The sequence below is a fragment of the Sphaerisporangium sp. NPDC051011 genome (assembly GCF_040653595.1).
GTDB lineage: Bacteria > Actinomycetota > Actinomycetes > Streptosporangiales > Streptosporangiaceae > Sphaerisporangium.
In genome coordinates this window covers 116,149-133,829 of the sequence record NZ_JBFAGG010000018.1, presented here as the reverse complement: position 1 = coordinate 133,829, position 17,681 = coordinate 116,149, and the positions used below count along the sequence as shown (strand labels likewise).

13 protein-coding genes are annotated in these 17,681 nt (G+C 72.1%); 6 read left to right on the top strand and 7 right to left on the bottom strand.

The features are described from left to right. Positions 1 to 142 precede the first annotated feature (142 nt). Complete coding sequence (locus AB0H21_RS33475) at positions 143 to 454, top strand: hypothetical protein (protein ID WP_358524856.1); 312 nt, start codon at positions 143 to 145, stop codon at positions 452 to 454. 61 nt (positions 455 to 515) lie between these two features. Here AB0H21_RS33475 and AB0H21_RS33470 read toward each other — a convergent pair whose 3' ends face one another. Together AB0H21_RS33470 and AB0H21_RS33465 are read right to left on the bottom strand one after the other, a co-directional pair. Further along, entirely contained in the window at positions 516 to 1,010 is a 495-nt protein-coding gene (locus AB0H21_RS33470) for a DUF6114 domain-containing protein (RefSeq protein ID WP_358524854.1), read from the bottom strand. Next, entirely contained in the window at positions 1,001 to 1,600 is a 600-nt protein-coding gene (locus tag AB0H21_RS33465; protein WP_358524852.1) for a DUF6230 family protein, read from the bottom strand. Before AB0H21_RS33465 ends, AB0H21_RS33470 begins: the two co-directional genes overlap by 10 nt. A 466-nt stretch (positions 1,601 to 2,066) precedes the next feature. Between AB0H21_RS33465 and AB0H21_RS33460 the strand changes: the two genes are divergently transcribed. Both AB0H21_RS33460 and kynU read left to right on the top strand, forming a co-directional pair. Next, entirely contained in the window at positions 2,067 to 3,530 is a 1,464-nt protein-coding gene (locus AB0H21_RS33460) for a PHB depolymerase family esterase (protein ID WP_358524849.1), read from the top strand. A gap of 108 nt (positions 3,531 to 3,638) precedes the next feature. After that, entirely contained in the window at positions 3,639 to 4,820 is a 1,182-nt protein-coding gene (gene kynU / locus AB0H21_RS33455; protein ID WP_358524846.1) for a kynureninase, read from the top strand. A 50-nt stretch (positions 4,821 to 4,870) separates the two neighbouring features. Here the strand turns inward: kynU and AB0H21_RS33450 are convergent, their stop codons facing one another. Beyond that, positions 4,871 to 5,323: a gamma-glutamylcyclotransferase gene (locus AB0H21_RS33450; protein WP_358524844.1), complete on the bottom strand. Its 453-nt coding sequence runs from the start codon at positions 5,321 to 5,323 to the stop codon at positions 4,871 to 4,873. A 220-nt stretch (positions 5,324 to 5,543) separates the two neighbouring features. On the opposite strand from AB0H21_RS33450, the gene AB0H21_RS33445 reads away from it, so the two are divergent. Next, positions 5,544 to 6,938 (top strand): NAD(P)H-quinone dehydrogenase, encoded by a 1,395-nt coding sequence (locus AB0H21_RS33445; protein ID WP_358524842.1) that lies wholly within the window; start codon positions 5,544 to 5,546, stop codon positions 6,936 to 6,938. A 16-nt stretch (positions 6,939 to 6,954) separates the two neighbouring features. Here the strand turns inward: AB0H21_RS33445 and AB0H21_RS33440 are convergent, their stop codons facing one another. From AB0H21_RS33440 to AB0H21_RS33430, 3 genes are all read right to left on the bottom strand, one after another. Further along, complete coding sequence (locus AB0H21_RS33440) at positions 6,955 to 8,229, bottom strand: pentapeptide repeat-containing protein (protein WP_358524839.1); 1,275 nt, start codon at positions 8,227 to 8,229, stop codon at positions 6,955 to 6,957. Positions 8,230 to 8,486: 257 nt separating this feature from the next. Continuing rightward, positions 8,487 to 9,896 (bottom strand): hypothetical protein, encoded by a 1,410-nt coding sequence (locus AB0H21_RS33435; protein WP_358524836.1) that lies wholly within the window; start codon positions 9,894 to 9,896, stop codon positions 8,487 to 8,489. Positions 9,897 to 10,133: 237 nt separating this feature from the next. Continuing rightward, complete coding sequence (locus AB0H21_RS33430; RefSeq protein ID WP_358524833.1) at positions 10,134 to 11,879, bottom strand: biotin carboxylase N-terminal domain-containing protein; 1,746 nt, start codon at positions 11,877 to 11,879, stop codon at positions 10,134 to 10,136. 255 nt (positions 11,880 to 12,134) lie between these two features. Between AB0H21_RS33430 and AB0H21_RS33425 the strand changes: the two genes are divergently transcribed. Next, positions 12,135 to 12,407, top strand: a complete 273-nt coding sequence (locus AB0H21_RS33425; protein ID WP_358524830.1) for a WXG100 family type VII secretion target — start codon at positions 12,135 to 12,137, stop codon at positions 12,405 to 12,407. Positions 12,408 to 12,550: 143 nt separating this feature from the next. Beyond that, complete coding sequence (locus AB0H21_RS33420; protein WP_358524827.1) at positions 12,551 to 12,940, top strand: TadE family protein; 390 nt, start codon at positions 12,551 to 12,553, stop codon at positions 12,938 to 12,940. Between the two features lie 10 nt (positions 12,941 to 12,950). Here AB0H21_RS33420 and AB0H21_RS33415 read toward each other — a convergent pair whose 3' ends face one another. Continuing rightward, entirely contained in the window at positions 12,951 to 17,618 is a 4,668-nt protein-coding gene (locus tag AB0H21_RS33415; protein WP_358524825.1) for an FtsK/SpoIIIE domain-containing protein, read from the bottom strand. Positions 17,619 to 17,681 lie beyond the last annotated feature (63 nt).

Genomic DNA, 17,681 nt, shown 5'->3' with positions numbered 1-17,681 from the left:
CAATTGGTGACAATTTTTCGTAAACCACATGGGCGGCTACCGAGAGATTCCGCCGTGCTGCTTCCAGGATGCCGGTGACCCATGGATCGGTTACCGCCCGTGTACCGTTCCATGTTGATCTGTGATGTGATTTGGGTGGGGTGTGATGCTGACATTCTATGTGGAAAATCAGCTGCACGAACGGGTGTACAGCTTCTCGGATGACGGGCTTAATTCATTTCTCAACCTGTGTCGTCGCTGCGCTGAGCACGGGCGCACCGTTCTGGAGGCGGTCGATCCATATGCCGACACTATGTTCAACGTCAAGCAACTTGAGATGCTGTTGAAGGAGCTGGACGCCCTGGAGCGCGGAAACCTCCTATCGGGAGACGAGGCTGAGATCGCTGTCAAGGTGAATTCCGCTGCGCTTCACGCGCGGGGGCTGAGCGGCTACCTGTTTATTGCAGGTGACTGATTTGCTGTCGTGATTCGTAGCGGACAGCAGTTCGCTCATGCTGGGGTGACCGTGTCGTTCGTCACCGCTCATCGGGACCTCCCGTTTCCCCTGGGTCGGTGGACCGTGATGAGTGTGGCACGCCGTGTCGATGGTGATTGGCGATGGCGGGGTCCAAGAACTCCGAGGACGGCTCTGGAAACGGTTCTGCGGAGGGCTTCAGGGGCTGGTCCGAGCGGCGGGTTGGGGTCCAGGCGGCGGAGAGGGCGCCGCCTAGGAGGCCGAGGAGCATGCCGAGCAGGAAGCCGCCCATGTTGGAGTAGACGATCGACGCGATCGACAGCAGGATCGCCACGACGCCGAGGAAGACGCGCTGGGCGGGCTGGAGCCAGAGCAGCACGCCCAGGATGATCATCGTGGCCGCTATCACGGAGGTCAGGCCGGCCTGGGGTGACTGGATGACCAGGGGGAGCGCCTCCAGTGTGAACGGGGCGGCGAGGTGTTCCACGCCCGCGAGCAACGTGAACAGCCCGCCCCAGAACGGCCGTGAGCGCGTCCAGGTTCGCATCAGAAGCATTCGTGCACGCCTGGGATGACGCGGGCGTCGCTGTCGGGGGTGGTGATCGTGCCTGCGGTGGTGGCTACCAGGATTTGGCGGGAGTTGAATACTGTGATCGTGTCGGCGTGCTCGCCGACGAAACCCGGAGGGCCGCTGACGCCGGGGACGCTTTCCACGGTGCTGGCGTCCAGGCCCAGCTTGTCGTTCGTGGCGGTGATCTCGTCGTTGGTGAGGCGGAGCGCGTAGAGGACGGCGTCGCGGCTGATCACCGGCTTGCCGTTGGTGCCGCCCGTGAGTTTGAGGGTCGCGGGGCCGAGCGGGGTGTCGAAGAGGTAGCTCTGGCAGAGGCCGAAGGACTCTGTCCGTTTGTTGGAGGCGACGTGCACGGGGATCTTCCTGCCGTCCTTGGTCTCCACCGTGGTGTCGAACTGCGTGACGTCGAACGCGCGGATCTTCTCGACGGAGGTCTTGATCTTCCTCCCCGAGACCACGAAGGAGACGCCGATGGCGCCCTGGGCGGCGGCGAAGACCAGCAGGGACGCCGCCAGGGTGGCGGGAATGAAGATCGCGGCAAAGCGCCTCCACCGCACGCGTCCTTGTTCACGCATGGGCACTCCTTACGTCCCCGGGCCGGACCACCGTGCGGCGACCGTCCGCAGGTTCGATGCCGAGCATGCGGATCTTGCACGGTCTCATCAACCGCCCGCGCGGGAGCATCACGTGATGTTTGCGCTGGTCCATGCCAGAAGCGGGAAAAGCCGCCGGAGTCAGCAAATCTCTTGGCGCGTTCCCGCGTGTGAGATGAGCAAATGTACTGGGACGTTCCGGCTCGTGAGTCGAACGGCGCCCGGCCGCCCTCAGTCCGGGGGGACGACTCCGATGACGTTTGGGGGAGATGATATTTGAGGGTATTTCGTAAAGCGCCCGACATCTCGCCGACATGGCGTCGTCACACACCTCGCCGTGACACTGTGTGACCTCGGCCCATTATTCGGCGCGGAAGCGCGACCTACGCTGGCGGGAACTCTGTGGCCGTTCGTGCCGCAAAGGCCTCACCTGCGGAGGTAACCCCCCATGATCCATCCGCGATCTCTGGCCGCCCCTCGCTCCCGGCTCCTCCTGCTCGCCCTCCTGGCCGCCGTGGTCGCCGTCCTCGGCGTCGCACAGGTCCCCAGCCCCGCCCGTGCCGCCTCGCTCACCGCGGTGAGCGGGTTCGGGTCGAACCCCGGCAACCTGTCGATGTACAGCTACCGCCCGGACGGGCTGCCGTCGAACGCGCCCCTGGTCGTCGCCATGCACGGCTGCACGCAGAACGCCACCGACTACTTCGGCCACTCCGGCTGGCAGAAGTACGCGGACCTGTGGAGGTTCGCGCTGGTGCTGCCCGAGCAGAAGTCGGGCAACAACGCCCAATCTTGCTTCAACTGGTTCCTGCCCGGCGACACGAGCCGGGGCCAGGGCGAGGCGCTGTCGGTGAAGCAGATGGTCGACTACGCCGTCGCGAACTACGGTGTCGACCGCTCCCGCGTCTACGTGACCGGCCTGTCGGCGGGCGGCGCGATGACCGGCGTCATGCTGGCGACCTACCCCGACGTGTTCGCCGGCGGCGCGGTGATGAGCGGCATCGCCTACGGCTGCGGCACCGACACCGTCAGCGGCGTGCTGTGCATGTCACAGAACAAGGGGTACACCGCCCAGAAGTGGGGCGATCTGGTCCGCGCGGCCTACCCCGGCTACTCGGGCCCCCGTCCGCGCGTGGCCGTCTGGCAGGGGACGAGCGACACCACGGTCTACCCCTTCAACGCCGACCAGCTGCGCGACCAGTGGACCAAAGTGCTCGGCGTGCCGCAGACGCCCACCAGCACGTCCAGCCTCCCCGGCGGGACCACGCTCAAGGAGTACGCCGACGGGACCGGCACGGCGGCCGTCAAGGTGTACACCATCAGCGGCATGGCGCACGGCCTGCCGGTGAGCCCGGGGTCGGCGACCGACCAGTGCGGCAGCACCGGCCAGTACTACATCAGCACAATCTGCTCGTCGTACTACGTCGCCACGACCTGGGGCCTGAACGGCGGCGGCACGCAGCCCCCGCCCGCGCTGCCCGCGCCCGCCGGCCTCATCGTGACCGGCACGACGGCGTCCTCCGCGTCGCTGTCGTGGGACGCGGTCTCCGGGGCGAGCGGGTACAACGTGTACCGCAACGGTGCGAAGGTGACCGCCTCCCCGGTGGGCGGGACGACGTACACCGACTCCGGCCTGGCGTCCGGCACGACCTACACCTACGCGGTGAGCGCCGTGACCTCCTCGGGCGCCGAGGGCGCGTGGTCGGCCACGGTCACGGCCACCACCACCGGCGGCGGCCCGTGCGTGACCGCGAGCAATTACGCGCACACTGTGGCAGGCCGGGCGTACGCGTCGTTGGGCTACACCTACGCGCTCGGGTCCAACCAGGCGATGGGCCTGTGGAACGTCATGGTCACCCACACACTCCGCCAGACCGGTACGAACTACTGGGTGATCGCCGACGGTCAGTGCTGAGCCACCGGTATAAGCCGCCAGGCGACCTATCACCTGGTGGGATGATCGGGCGGATGCCGGGGAAGGTGGTCCCAGACGACGGCACGCGCGGGGGAAGGACACGAGCACATGACGGATCTGAACGAGCGGGCGGCGAAGGCGGACGCCGGCGACCCCCTGGCCTACCTGCGCGCCGAGTTCGACCTCGACCCCCGCGTCGTCTACCTGGACGGCAACTCTCTCGGAGCGCCGCCGAGGCGGGTCGCCGGGCGGGTCGAGGAGGTCGTGCGCGAGCAGTGGGGGCGGCGGCTGATCAGGTCGTGGCCGGAGCGCTGGTGGGAGGCGCCCGAGCGGGTCGGCGAGAGGATCGCGCCGCTGGTCGGCGCCGCCCCCGGGCAGGTCGTCGTCGCCGACTCGACCAGCGTCGACATATTCAAGGTCCTCGTGGCCGCGGTGCGGCTGGCGCCAGGCCGCCGCGAGATCGTCGTGGACGCGGCCACGTTCCCCACCGACGGCTACATCGCGGAGTCGGTGGCCGAGCTGACCGGCACGCAGGTGGTCCCCGCGGCCGTGGACGACCTGGACGAGGTGCTGGGCGAGCGGACGGCCGTGGCGCTGCTCAACCAGGTCGACTACCGGACCGGCCGGCTGTACGACATGGCCGCCGCGACCGCGAAGGTGCACGCGGCGGGCGCGCGCGTGGTCTGGGACCTGTGCCACAGCGCGGGCGTGTTGCCGATCGAGCTGGACGCCCTGGACGTCGACCTCGCGGTGGGCTGCACGTACAAGTTCCTCAACGGCGGCCCCGGCTCGCCCGCGTTCGTCTACGTGCCGCATCGCCTGCAGGCGTCGTTCCGCACCCCGCTGCCGGGCTGGGGCGGGCACCGGGACCCGTTCGCGATGGCGCCGTCGTACGAGCCCGCGCCGGGCGTCGCCCGCGCCCGCGCCGGCACGCCCGACATCCTCTCGCTGGCCGCCCTGGAGGCGGCGCTGGAGGTGTGGGACGGCGTCGACCTCGCCGCCGTGCGGGCCAAGGGGCTTGCGGTGACGGGGTTCTTCATGGAATGCGTGGACGAGCTGCTGGGCAACGCGGTCGAGGTCGTGACGCCGCGGGACGAGTGGCGGGGGCACCAGGTCTCGCTGCGCCACCACGCCGCGCGGGAGCTGATCGGCGAGCTGACCGCCCGGGAGGTGATCGGCGACTTCCGTCCGCCGGACGTGCTGCGTTTCGGCTTCGCCGCGCTCTACAACACCTACGGGGACGCGCTGCGGGCCGCGCGGACGCTCGCGGAGATCCTGTCCGTGGGGTGACCCGGGTGATCTGGGACGACGGTCGCGGGCCCGCGTGTCGATGGCCCCGGTCAGCCGCCGATCGAGGTGCAGGGACGGGTGCGCAGGTCGGTGACGTAGTCGTCGGGGGCGCCGGCCTTTTCGGCGGCGTCGGCGAGGATGCCGAGGTAGTGAGCCGAGGGCAGGCCGCCCTCGTAATCGTCGAGCACGTAGAACCAGGCGACGATCTCGCCGTCGAGGGTGGCCACGCGCAGCCTGACCTTGTGGTAGAGCCCGAGCGCGGCGCCCTCCCACTGGTCGAGCGACTGCTCGTCCCACTCGGGGACGTCGTAGAGAACGACGAAGACGTGCTCGTCGGGGTCTTCGACGAGGGTGGCGAGCGCGCCCTCCCAGCCGACGTCCTCACCGCCGAAGGTCAGGCGCCAGCCTTGCAGCCAGCCGGTCCCGCGCATGGGCGAGTGCGGAGCCCTCTGAGCCATCTGCTTGGGATCCATGTTGCTGCCATAGGCGGCGTAAACAGGCACGGTATCTAAGGGTAATCCAAGATCCGCCCGCTGATCCGGCCCGGCGCTCGCAACACGCGACCCGGTGTGGGCGGCGCGTCGCGTTCTTCCGGTGATCGCGTCCAGGACCCATGGATTCATAGGGGTTTTCGTGGATAAATCACCGTTTTTACCGGCCTACGCGCCTTCTGTATGGGTATTGCACCACGGGCACCCCATCGCATGCGGGACAATGGGGTACGTGACGACGATTGTGATCATTGGTGGTGGGCCTGGCGGTTACGAGGCGGCGTTGGTCGCCGCGCAGCTCGGCGCCGAGGTCACCGTGGTCGAGCAGGATGGTCCCGGCGGAGCCTGCGTGCTCACCGACTGCGTGCCGTCCAAGACCATGATCGCCACATCTGTCCGTAAACAGGCCCTCCTGGATGGATCGTCCCTCGGGGTCAACTTCACCGGCGGGCCCGACGGCGACCTCGGTGGCATCTACGTCGATCTCCCGCTGGTCAACACCCGCGTCAAGGAGCTGGCACAGGCCCAGTCCAACGACATCGGCGCGCGCCTGGTCGCCGAGGGCGTCAAGATCATCAAGGGAAGGGGCCGCCTCGTCGACCCGCAGGTCGTGCGCGTGGGCGACGCGACGGTCCACGCCGACGTCGTCATCGTGGCCACCGGCGCCACGCCGCGCGTGCTGCCCGGCGCCGAGCCCGACGGGGAACGCGTTCTCACCTGGCGGCAGCTCTACGACCTGGACGAACTGCCCGAGCACCTGATCGTCGTCGGGTCGGGTGTCACCGGCGCCGAATTCGCCGGCGCGTACCGCTCGCTGGGCTCGGAGGTCACGCTCGTCTCCTCCCGCGACCGCATGATGCCCAACGAGGACGCCGACGCCGCCGAGGTCCTCGAAGAGGTCTACCGGCGCCGCGGCATGAACGTCATGGGCAGGTCCCGCGCGTCCTCGGTCAAGCGCACCGAGGACGGTGTTGTCGTCACCCTCGAGGACGGGCGCACCGCCGAGGGCACCCACTGCCTCATGACCGTCGGCATGGTCCCCAACACCTCCGGCATCGGCCTGGAGGAGTGCGGCGTCACCCTGGACCGCTACGGCTTCATCCAGGTCGACAAGGTCTCGCGCACCTCGGCCCCCGGGGTGTACGCGGCGGGCGACTGCACCGGCGTGCTGATGCTCGCCTCCGTGGCCGCCATGCAGGGCCGCATCGCCGTCTGGCACGCGCTCGGCGAGGCCGTCCAGCCGCTGCGGCTCGCGACCGTCGCCTCCACGATCTTCACCGACCCCGAGATCGCCGCGGTGGGCGTGTCCCAGCGGCAGATCGAGCAGGGCGAGGTCGAGGCCAACGTCATCAAGCTTCCCCTCGCCACCAACCCGCGGGCCAAGATGCAGGGCTTCAACGACGGCTTCGTGAAGCTGTTCTGCCGCCCGCACACCGGCATCATCCTGGGCGGCGTCGTGGTCGCCCCGCGCGCGTCCGAGCTGATCCTGGCGCTGTCGATCGCCGTCCAGCACCGGCTCACCGTCGACCAGCTCGCGCACTCGTTCGCCGTCTACCCGTCGCTGGCGGGGTCCATCACCGAGGCGGCGCGGCGGCTGATGATGCCGGTCACCTCGGCCGTCCTCTGACGCCCCGGACGGCGGGTCACCTCATCCGGGACCGGACGCGGCCGAGGGCGTCGCGTCCCTGGTAGACCGCGGACGCCACCCCGCCGAGCTGCGGGATATCCTGCGCCGTGTTAAGCGCCTGCTTGGCCGCCTCGTAGGCGTCCAGGGCGCGGCGCCAGTCCTGGTCGACGCTGCCCGCGGTCATGTGGTTGACCTTGTAGTCGAAGTCCAGCGCGTCGATCTCCTCGCCGAGCCGGATCACGTCCTCCTCGGCCGTACGGCGCGCGGCGGTGAACCGGGCGGTCCGCTCCACCCGGCGGCGGTAGGACAGCCCCCAGAGGATCAGCGTGAGGCTCAGCCCCAGCCCGCTGAGGATCACCAGGACGAGCCCGAGCCCGCCGCGCCCGCCCGAAGTCGTGGCCGGGAGCACCCCGCCGCCGGTGTCCGTGCCGGTGTCGGTGCCCGAGCCGAAGTCGGGCAGGTCCGAGGTGCTGCCGACCGCGTCGTCCGGGACGTTCTTCGGCTCGCCGAGCGCGCCGGTGAGGTTGACGTCGTCGGCCTGGATGAAGGACGCGTCCTGCACCGTCGCGCCGTGTAGGTCGGCGCCGCGCAGCTCGGCCTGGGTGAACTCCGCCTCGGTGAGGTTCGCGCCCTTGAACACCGCGAACTGCAGCTTGGCCTGCCCCAGCTTCACCTCGCGCATCTTGGCGCGGGTGAAGTCCGCGTTCCTGCCCTCGACCTGGCCGAGCGTCGCCTCGTTGAGGTCGGCGTCGACCAGCGTGGCGTCCGTCAGGTCCGCCTGGGTGAGATCGGCCCGCGCCATGATCGCGCCGGTGAGGTCCGCGTGCGGGAACTCTGCCTGGCCCGCCTTGGCGTCCGTGAGGATGGCACTGCGCAGGACGGCGTGCTTGGCGTGCATCTGCCCGAGATCGGCCTTGGACAGATCCGCGCCGGTCAGGTCGGCGTACTCCAGCTTCGCCTGCGTGAAGTCCGCCTCCTTCATCGACGCGTTGTGCAGTAGCGCGCCGCTGAGATCCTTCTGGGTGAAGTCGGCCTCGTCCAGCTTGGCATTGGTGAGGTCGGCACAGCGCAGGTTGTCCGGGAGAGTGGCGCCGCCGGTGAAGTCCTTGCCGCGCAGCTTCAAGCCGGAGCCGGGCTTGCAGGGCGCGGAGGCCGTGTGGGCCGTGTGGGCTGTGTGGGCCGCCGAAGCGGACGACGGCACCGCCGCCGACGCGGGCCCGGCGGGCACGGTGAGCACGGACAACCCGGTAATCGCGCATACCAGGGCCAGGGGGATTGAACGACGCAACACAGGCCTCCTCGACAACTGCGCCGAGCCTCGCAGATGATCATATACGCGGGGTTGCATGTCTCTTGCAGATCGCTTTCGTGCTCCCCGGCTCACCGCGCCGTATGGACCCTGGCGGGCCCCTGTGGGCGCCTGCGGACACGGAAGAGCCCCGGCGGGCGGATGGCCGCCGGGGCTCCGTGAACGTGGGTGCTGAGACTGCTCAGCGTCGTGAGGTCATGCGCCGGCCGGTGCGGGCCGGGGCGGTGCCCCGGGGACCGTCACCAGTCGCCGCCACCACCGCCGAAGTCGCCGCCACCGAAGTCGCCGCCACCCCAGTCGCCTCCGCCTCCGCCGCCTCCGCCCCAGTCGCCGCCACCGCCGAAGTCGCCGACTCCGGAGTCGGCGCCCTGGGCGTAGCCCGCCTCGTACCCGGCGTGGTACCCGCCGCCGCCCCAGCCGAAGCCGCCGAGCGAGCTGCCGAGGACGGTGCCGATGAGCATGCCGGTCATCAGGTCGCCGCCGAAGCCGCCGTAGTAGCCGGAGGCGTAGGGCGCGTAGGCCGGGCCCGCGTCGTAGTACGGGCGGCGCTCGCCGTCGATCATGACCTCGCGGGTCATCGGGTCGAAGCCCTGCTCGACGCGCCGCGCGTCGTCGGCGCAGGCCGGGACGTCACGGGGCGCGCCACCGGGCGGAGCCCAGCGGACGTCGCGGGCGGACGGGCCGTGCTGCGGGTTGAAGAAGCACGGCGCGCGCCGCTCGGGGATCGGCTGGCCGTTCACCCGCGCCTTGACGCAGGCCAGGGCGTAACGCCCCTCCTCGAGAATGCCGGTCACGCCGCGCAGGTCGTCCGCGCGCTTGACGGCGGCGAGCTCGGTCTTGGCCCGCTCGTAGGAGTCGAGGGCCTGGCGCCAGTCGTCCTGGTCGGACGCGCCGGCGCCCGCCACCTTGACGTCCAGGTCCAGCGCGGTGATCTCTTCGCCGAACTTGGTGACGTCCTCCTCGACGGTCTGCTTGACGGCGGCCAGCTCGCGGGCCTCACGCGCCTCGCGGTCGCGCCGCCTCTTGCGGGAGATCAGGAAGATGCCCAGGCCGCCGACCGCGGCGATCACCAGGATGCCGATCAGCACCCCCGCGCCACCGCCGCCCCCCGCGGAACTGCCCGTCTTCAAGGCCCCGCGGGTGTCGCCGCTGACGGCCTTGTCGACGCGGGCCACGAAGTCCTTCATGCCCGACACGACGTCCTTGTTGTTGGCGACGGCGGCCTCGGCGAGGTCGCCGGCCAGGCCGGTCCTGCGGATCGCGCTGGAGCCGGCGAACAGCGAGTTGCCGTCCAGGATCGCCACCGTGGCGCGGTTGCGGCCTTCCTGGGCGAGCGACTGGCCCAGGGCGGTGATCAATTGCCCGGCGGCGGATCCGCTGGTCACCGTGCCGTCCGCGAGGGCGGCCACGTAGATCTTGCTATCGGCGCCCTTGACCGCGTCACGGATCTCGGACAGCTGGTCCTTGCTCAGTGTGACGCCCGGGCCGGCGAACACAGGGTCGCCGGTCTTCCATGCGGCCACGATCGTGCTCGGATCGGGCGGTGGGGCCGCGGCCTGCGCCGAGGGCGCCAGCGCGAGCAGCGTGAAAAGGCCGACCAGGGCGGCCACGACTGTGGCCGCCGCGCGGCGCACCGAATGAGTGGTCACGGCTATATGCCTCCTTCGCCCTACAGGACGAACGGCGGGTCGACAAGGTTCCTCGATTGGCCACCGTATCCTGTGCCGATTGCCGCGCCTCCGGCACGGCGGTTCGGGACGCCCCTTTTGGCGGCGTTCTTCCGCCCTCGCGGGTGAGGACTCCAGAACACCGCCGCGCCCCGAACTGTGCCTATTGCCGCGCCCCCGGAGCGGCGGTTCGGAGTGCCCTTTCAGGCACGAACGGGATCAGGCGTCTTTGATTTCGCAGATCGCGGCGCCGGTCGTGACGGTCTGGCCGACCGTGGCGACCAGCCCGGTGACGGTTCCGGACTTGTGGGCGGTGAGCGGCTGCTCCATCTTCATGGCCTCCAGCACCACGATGACGTCGCCGGCCTGGACGGCGTCGCCGTCGGAGGCCGCCACCTTGACTATGGTCCCCTGCATCGGGCTGACCAGCGCGTCCCCGCCCAAGGCCGCCGCGCCGCCCCTGCCGGCCGCGCGGCGGGCGGGCTTCTTGGGGGTGGCCTGGCGCGTCGTGGCGGAGGCGGCGGGCAGCACGACCTCCAGGCGCTTGCCGCCGACCTCGACGATCACGCGCTCGCGTTCCTCGGGCTCCTCGGAGGAGGCGACGTCCCCGGCGTAGGGTTCGATCGCGCCGGTGAACTCGGTCTCGATCCAGCGGGTGTGCACGCCGAACGGCTCGCCGGTGAAGGCGGCGTCCTCGACGACGGCCCGGTGGAACGGGATGACCGTGGGCATGCCCTCGATGACGAACTCCGCCAGCGCGCGCCGCGAGCGGGCCAGGGCCTCGGCGCGGGTGCGGCCGGTGACGATCAGCTTGGCGACCAGCGAGTCGAAGGACTGCGGGACGGTCATGCCCGGCTCGTACCCGGCGTCCAGGCGCACGCCGGGGCCCGAGGGCACGTGCATGGTGGTCAGCGTGCCGGGGCTCGGCAGGAAGTTGCGGCCGGCGTCCTCGGCGTTGATGCGGAACTCGATCGAGTGCCCGCGGACCTCGGGGTCGTCGTAGCCGATCGGCTCGCCGTCGGCGACGCGGAACATCTCGCGCACGAGGTCGATGCCGGTGACCTCCTCGCTGACCGGGTGCTCGACCTGGAGGCGGGTGTTGACCTCCAGGAACGAGATCGTGCCGTCCTGGCCGACCAGGAACTCGCACGTGCCCGCGCCGACGTAGCCGGCCTCTCTGAGGATGGCCTTGGAGGAGGAGTACAGCAGCTCCAGCTGCTCGGAGGAGAGGTAGGGCGCGGGGGCCTCCTCGACGAGCTTCTGGTGGCGCCGCTGGAGCGAGCAGTCGCGCGTGGACACCACGACGACGCCGCCGTGCTGGTCCGCCAGGCACTGCGTCTCGACGTGGCGCGGCCGGTCGAGGTAGCGCTCGACGAAGCACTCGCCGCGCCCGAACGCGGTCACCGCCTCACGCACCGCCGACTCGAACAGCTCGGGGATCTCCTCCAGGGTGCGGGCGACCTTCAGCCCGCGCCCGCCGCCGCCGAAGGCCGCCTTGATCGCGATGGGCAGGCCGTGCTGGGAGGCGAACTCGACCACCTCGTCCACCCCGGAGACCGGGTCGGGGGTGCCGGCCACGAGCGGGGCGCCCACCCGCTGGGCGATGTGGCGCGCGGCCACCTTGTCGCCGAGGGCGTTGATCGCCGCGGGCGGCGGGCCGATCCACGTCAGGCCGGCGTCGATCACGGCCTGGGCGAACTCGGCGTTCTCGGCCAGGAAGCCGTACCCCGGGTGCACGGCGTCCGCGCCGGACTCGGCCGCGATCCGCAGGATCTTGCCGATGTCGAGATAGGTCTCGGCCGGGGTCCGCCCTCCGAGGGCGTACGCCTCGTCCGTCATGCGGACGTGCAGAGCGTCGAGGTCTTGCTCGGCGTACACCGCCACGCTGAGAAGCCCGGCGTCCTTGCATGCCCGGGCGACCCGTACCGCTATTTCGCCACGATTGGCGATCAGGACCTTCTCCACCGAGGTCGTCCCTTTCCTTTTCCTCCCAAGGGGTCTGATCCTCCCAAGGGCCTTGCGCGCCTTCCACGGAGTGTAAGCGGCCTCTGATCTCACGAGAGCCCCTACCCCCGGCCCCGGGAAATGAGGCCCCTGGGGCCTATAAGCGGGTTGAACGCGATATCCAGTCGCTATAAGCAGTGCATCCTAGGGGTTGGACGTCTAAGGTAGGGGCGTTTGGCTACCCCCTGTGTGCATACGATCCCCAAGGAGACCGGCATGAGCCAGAGCTTGCTCGGCGGCGACCCCGCGGAAATGCAGAACATGGCCGCTCAGTTCACGCAGCAGGCCGAGCAGGTGCGTCAGACGATGGCGACGCTCGACCGCGAGGCGGCGAAGGTCGGCACGGCCTGGACGGGCCCGGGAGCGGTGCGGTTCGGCGGCGCCTGGCAGAACTACCGCCAGGCGTTCCAGCGGATGTCGGAGGAGCTCGCCGAGGCTTCCCGGCTGATCAACACCTACCGCGGCAACATCGAGTCCGCGACGCGATAGCGCAGCACGTGAGACGCGGGGGCTCGGGGACGGCGGACCGGCCGTCCCGTACGGACCGCGCTCGGGCCCGGCGGGTGGCTTTCCCCCGCCGGGCCATCGCATTTCGGGGGCGGGACGCGCAGGCGCGCGACCGCGGGGCGTCGGTGATCGAGCTGGCGCTGATCATGCCGGTCGTGCTCGTGGTCATCCTGCTGATCGTCCAGTTCGCCCTGGTCTTCCATGGCCGGCAGGTCGCGGACGCGGCGGCGCGCGAGGGCGCGCGGATCGCCAGGTCCGCCGGGACCGGGTCCGAGGGCTGGCAGGGGGCCGCCGAGGCGAAGGCGCGCGGCATCGTGCGCGACGTCGGGCCGAAGATGCTCCAGTCGGTGACCGTCCGGGCCTGGCAGAAGGGCGACCAGCGCGGGGTGACGGTCGAGGGGAACGCCGTCGCGGCCGTCCCCCTGCTCCCGGGCATGTCCTTCACGATCACCTCGACGTTCGGCGGGCCCGTCGAATGCTTCCGCCCCGACGACGGCCGCGGCGGCTGCCGGTAGCCGTCCGGGCTCAGCTCGTGAGAGCGCCCTGCATCGGCGTGGCGGCGCCCGAGACGACCAGCAGGCCGCGCCCCGGAGGGCCGCCGACCGCGCCGCGCGGCAGCCGCACGTTGAACAGGTCGCCGTCCGCCGGGCTCTGCACGGCCAGCAGCAGCCCGGTGCGCGACTTGCGCGCCTCGGCCACGAACCCGCGGTACGCCGTCGCCAGGTCGCCGGTCGTGCCCGCGATCAGCAGCCCGTGCTCGCCGTCGCGCCCGCTGCGCAGCGTGGCCTCCAGCGCCATCCCGAGCGGCGAGTCGGGGGAGACGAGCTCGGCGTCGTCCACCAGCACGACGTACCGGTCGTGCCCGGCCAGCGCGCCGGGCAGGTCGTCGCCCTCGCCGGTCAGGACGCCGAGCACGCCGTCCTGGCCGGACAGTTCGCGCAGCGGGCTGCGGCGCGGGGCCACCACGGCGACCGGCGTGTCCTGGCCGAGCAGCCAGCGCGCGGCCGTCAGCAGCGCCGAGGACCGCCCGGACCTGGACGGCCCCGCGACCACCGCCGCCGGGCCCTGCGCGCTCAGGTCGACGCCGAGCGGGGCCAGCGAGTCCCCGCCCGCGCCGAGCAGCGCCCACAGCGGCGAGGGCGGCTTGAACCCGGGGGCGAGGTCAAGGGCCTGGGCGGCGGTGATCCGCATCGGCAGCGCGTCCACGCGCAGCAGGGACGCCGGCGCGGGGTGCCGCTCGGCGGAGGCGCGGGCGAGCGCCTGCAGGACCGCCACCTGGGCCGGCCCCGCCGGGTCCTCGTCCAGCAGCGCGATCTGGTTCTCCACGAGCCCTTGGTCTCCCATGGACAGCGCGCGGCCGGGCGGCATGACGGACGGCAGGCTGCGCGGCGGCAGGCCCGCCAGCCCGTAGTCGGCGGGGTCGGCCAGCCGCATGATCAGCCGGTCGTCGAACAGCGTGGAGATCTGGCCGAGCAGCCCGGACCTGTCCGCGGTGACCACCGCGCGCAGCCCGACGGCGGGGCCCTCGCGCAGCAGTTGCATCAGCGCGTCCAGCAGCCGCCCGTAGTCGTAGCCCTCGAAGGCGGCGGCGAAGCCCTCCCAGCGGTCCAGCATGAGCACGAGCCACGGCATCCGCAGCGCGTCGCCCTGCCCAGCGGTGGGCCCAGCGGTCTGCCCGGCCGCTTGCCTGGCCTCGGCCAGGGACGCGAACCCGGCCTCGGCGAGCACCTGCTGCCTGCGGCCGATCTCGGCGCGCAGGCGGGTGAGCAGCCGTTCGACGCGGTCGAGCTGGTCGCGGGTGACCACCGCGCCGCAGTGGGGGAGCGTCACGAGCGGCAGCAGCGCGCCGGAGCCGCAGTCGATGGCGTGCACGTGGACGTCCTCGGGCGAGGCCAGCCGCGCGATCGAGCCCGCCAGCGTGCGCAGGGCGGTCGACCTGCCGGTGCGCGCGGTGCCGGCGATCAGCAGGTGGCCGCCGCGCGGCAGGTCCAGGGCGAGCGGGCGGCGGTCCTGCGCCCACGGCAGGTCGGTGACGCCGAACGGCAGCGGCGGCACCTCCCCGGCCCTGGTCAGGGCCCGTGCCGGCCGGGTGGGCGTCTCCCGCGCCTCCTCCAGCAGCGTCAGGTCAGGCAGCGGCGGCAGCCACGGGCTGGGCTGCTCGGGGACGCCCGCGATCCGCGCCGCGTCCACCAGGGCGTCGACCAGGACGGCCAGGTCGGACGCGGGCCCCGACACCGAGACGCCGCCCGTGGACTCCGGGACGGCGCGCAGCGGGTGCCCGAGGTCGCGCCAGCCGACCTCCACGACCCGCGCCCCCTGGGCGCGGCGCGCGGCCTCCGGCGTACGGCCGCCGATCCTGGCCGTCTGGACGGGCTGCGCCGGTCCCGCGCCCGAGCGCACGTAACAGCGGCCGGGCGTGGACTTGGAGATGTGCGCGGCCTCGGGCCCGCTGATGACGTCGGCCGACTCGGCGGGCTCGGTGACCCGCAGCGCGATGCGCAGCGAGGTGTTGGCCTGGATGTCGGCGGTGACGACGCCGGCCGGCCGCTGCGTGGCGAGCACCAGGTGGATGCCCAGGGACCGGCCGCGCCGGGCGATGTCGACGAGCCCGTCCACGAAGTCGGGCAGTTCGGACACCATCGCGGCGAACTCGTCGATGATCAGCAGCAGGCGCGGCAGGGACGGGCGGGAGCCGGTGAGCTCCTGGTAGTCGTCGATGTCCTTGGCCCCGTGGGCGAGCAGCAGGCGCTCCCTGCGGCGGATCTCGGCGGCCAGGGAGGACAGCGCGCGCTGGGTGAGGTGCTCGTCCAGGTCGCTCACCATGCCGACGGTGTGCGGCAGGCGCACGCACTCCTTGAACGCGGCCCCGCCCTTGTAGTCGATGAGCACGAACGTCATCTCGTCCGGCCGGTTGGCCACGGCGAGCGAGCAGATGAGCGTCTGGAGCAGCTCGGACTTGCCCGCGCCCGTGGTGCCCGCGACCAGCGCGTGCGGGCCGTCCGTCCGCAGGTCCACGCTGAACGGCCCGTCGGCGCCCACTCCGATCGGCACCGTGGTCGTACGGCCGCCCGCGCGCCAGCGGGACGCGATCGCGCGGCCGCTCGGGGCGGGCAGGGCCAGCAGGTCGAGCAGGCGCACCGAGCCGGGCAGCGCGGCCGTCGCGTCGTCCCTGCTCACGTCCCGCAGCGGGGCCAGGGAGCGCGCGAGGCGGTCGCACCAGGCGGCGGACACCTGGTCGGCGAGGATCTCCCCGATCGCGTCCAGGCCTCCGCCGCGCAGCCGGACGAAGCCGCTCTCGCCGCAGTCGACGACGGTGGCGCACTCCTCCGGCAGCAGCCGCTGGTCCTCGTCCACGGCGATCGTGTAGACGCCCGCGCGCGGGCCCTGCCGGAGCACCTGCGGCATTCCGGGCAGGCCGCGCAGCACCTGGGCGCCGTCCAGGATCACCAGCACGTCGTACGGGCGGTCGTCGTAGGACGCGAACAGCGGCTCCTCGCCGGCCTGGAACGAGCGTCCCCAGGACTTGAGCGCGCCGCCGAGGGCGCCCTGCGGGTCGTCGTCGCCGAGGCGCGCGCCGATCAGGGAGGCGAGCTCCGCGACGCGCTGGGCGGCGGCCTCGGGGTCCGCGCCGACCAGCGCCAGGGCGTCGGTCTCGCGGGGGGCGCAGTGCGGCAGCCAGCGGGCCCAGTTCCACTGCGCCGCGCCGTCGGCGTTGGCCGACAGGACGACCACCGACAGGTCGCGGGGGCTGTGCAGCGTGGCGGCGGCCCCGACCAGCGACCGGGCGACGCCGAGGGCGACCTCCCGCGGGCCGGTCACGCCCACGACGCCGAGCCGCCGCATGGCCAGCGAGACGGGCACCGCGCCGGAGGTCGGCGGCTCGGGCATCGCCAGGTCGGCGGACGCGCCGCGCTCGGGCACGAAGTCGATCTCGGCGGGCAGGTCGGCGAGGCCGACGCGCAGGCGCAGGGCATCCGGGTCGTGGCTCCTGCGCTCCCACAGGCGCCGGCGTGGGCCGGTGGCGGTGAGCAGCAGATCGGCAGGGTCGGGGGAGGCTGCGCGGCGTTCGAGCTCGTTGACGGCCCTGGCCTTCTCGACCGCGGCCTCGAACGCGGCCTGGCGTTCCTTGTACGCCTTGAGCTCCTGGCGGTACTTCCTGCGGCCATGCCGCCGGTCGCTGATCCACTGGCCGATCATGATCATCGGGGTCATGAGGGCGATCAGCAGGTAGAACCACATCTGGAACACCGCGGCCAGCGCGAAGCCCAGCACGGCGGGCAGGCACGCGGCCAGAAGCTGGAGGCGCACGCCCTCGCCCCGGGTGGGCTCCGCGGGCACCTCGAACCGCCTGCGCCGCTCGGCCGGGCGCAGTCGCGGCGGGCGGTTGTAGGCCAGGCCGCCCTCGGGCAGGGCGTCCAGGTGCGCGTCGGGCGGTTCGGTGGCCCGCAGCACGAGCACGGAGTTCCCGCAGGTCAGCGGGGCGCCGTCCGGCCACGCGCGGGGCACGCCCACCGGCTCCCCGCCGACGTGGGCGGTGGTGTGCGTGGCGCCGCGCGTCATGGCGCCGATGATGTCGCCGCCGATGACGTCGAAGGAGGCCGCCTCCGGGCCGGGGGCGTCGCGGCGTGCCCGCCCGCGTCTCTTCCGCGGGGGCCTGGCCGCCTCCTTGCCCGGGGGCGCGGCGGAGCGCAGCAGCACCTCGTCCGGGGTGACCCGCACCTCGACCGCCTCGGCGGGCATGTCGGGATCGGCCACCGGCACCGCGCAGCCCGGATCGGAGCCGATGACGTGCACGCCGAGGCCCAGCCGGTGCACCGACCCGGCGGCGGGCCCTCCGGCGACCCTGATCTCGATCACGCCGCCCGGCTCGGTCAGCAGCGTCGACCCGGCGGCGCGCTGGTCGAGCGTGACCAGGTCGCCGTCGCGCAGCGCGGCGACCACCGTCGCGTCGGGGTCGAGCCGCCTGCCGTCCACCCACAGCGACGGCGCCTCCTTGGCGGCGCGCGGGCGCGGCGCCTGCCCTCCCATGCCGTACGGCGCGCGTGCGCGCGGCAGGCGTACGACGTTGCCGAGGGTCTCGGCCGGCGCGCCCTTCAGCGCGGCGGCGAGCCCCGCGACCGTGGTCTCCTCGTCGCCCTCGGCCACCACGTCGCGATGGCCGTGATCTGAGACCACGGTAAGCATGATCCGCATGCGGCGTCTCCTCCGGGTACCGGCTCCCGCGCTTCAACGTAGCGACGGGAGTCCGCCCGGTCC

Excerpts from the sequence above, each read along its gene's own strand:
- AB0H21_RS33470 (WP_358524854.1), bottom strand. The coding sequence starts at position 1,010 with ATGCTTCTGATGCGAACCTGGACGCGCTCACGGCCGTTCTGGGGCGGG.
- AB0H21_RS33465 (WP_358524852.1), bottom strand. The coding sequence starts at position 1,600 with ATGCGTGAACAAGGACGCGTGCGGTGGAGGCGCTTTGCCGCGATCTTC.
- AB0H21_RS33460 (WP_358524849.1), top strand. The coding sequence starts at position 2,067 with ATGATCCATCCGCGATCTCTGGCCGCCCCTCGCTCCCGGCTCCTCCTG.
- kynU (WP_358524846.1), top strand. The coding sequence starts at position 3,639 with ATGACGGATCTGAACGAGCGGGCGGCGAAGGCGGACGCCGGCGACCCC.
- AB0H21_RS33425 (WP_358524830.1), top strand. The coding sequence starts at position 12,135 with ATGAGCCAGAGCTTGCTCGGCGGCGACCCCGCGGAAATGCAGAACATG.
- AB0H21_RS33415 (WP_358524825.1), bottom strand. The coding sequence starts at position 17,618 with ATGCGGATCATGCTTACCGTGGTCTCAGATCACGGCCATCGCGACGTG.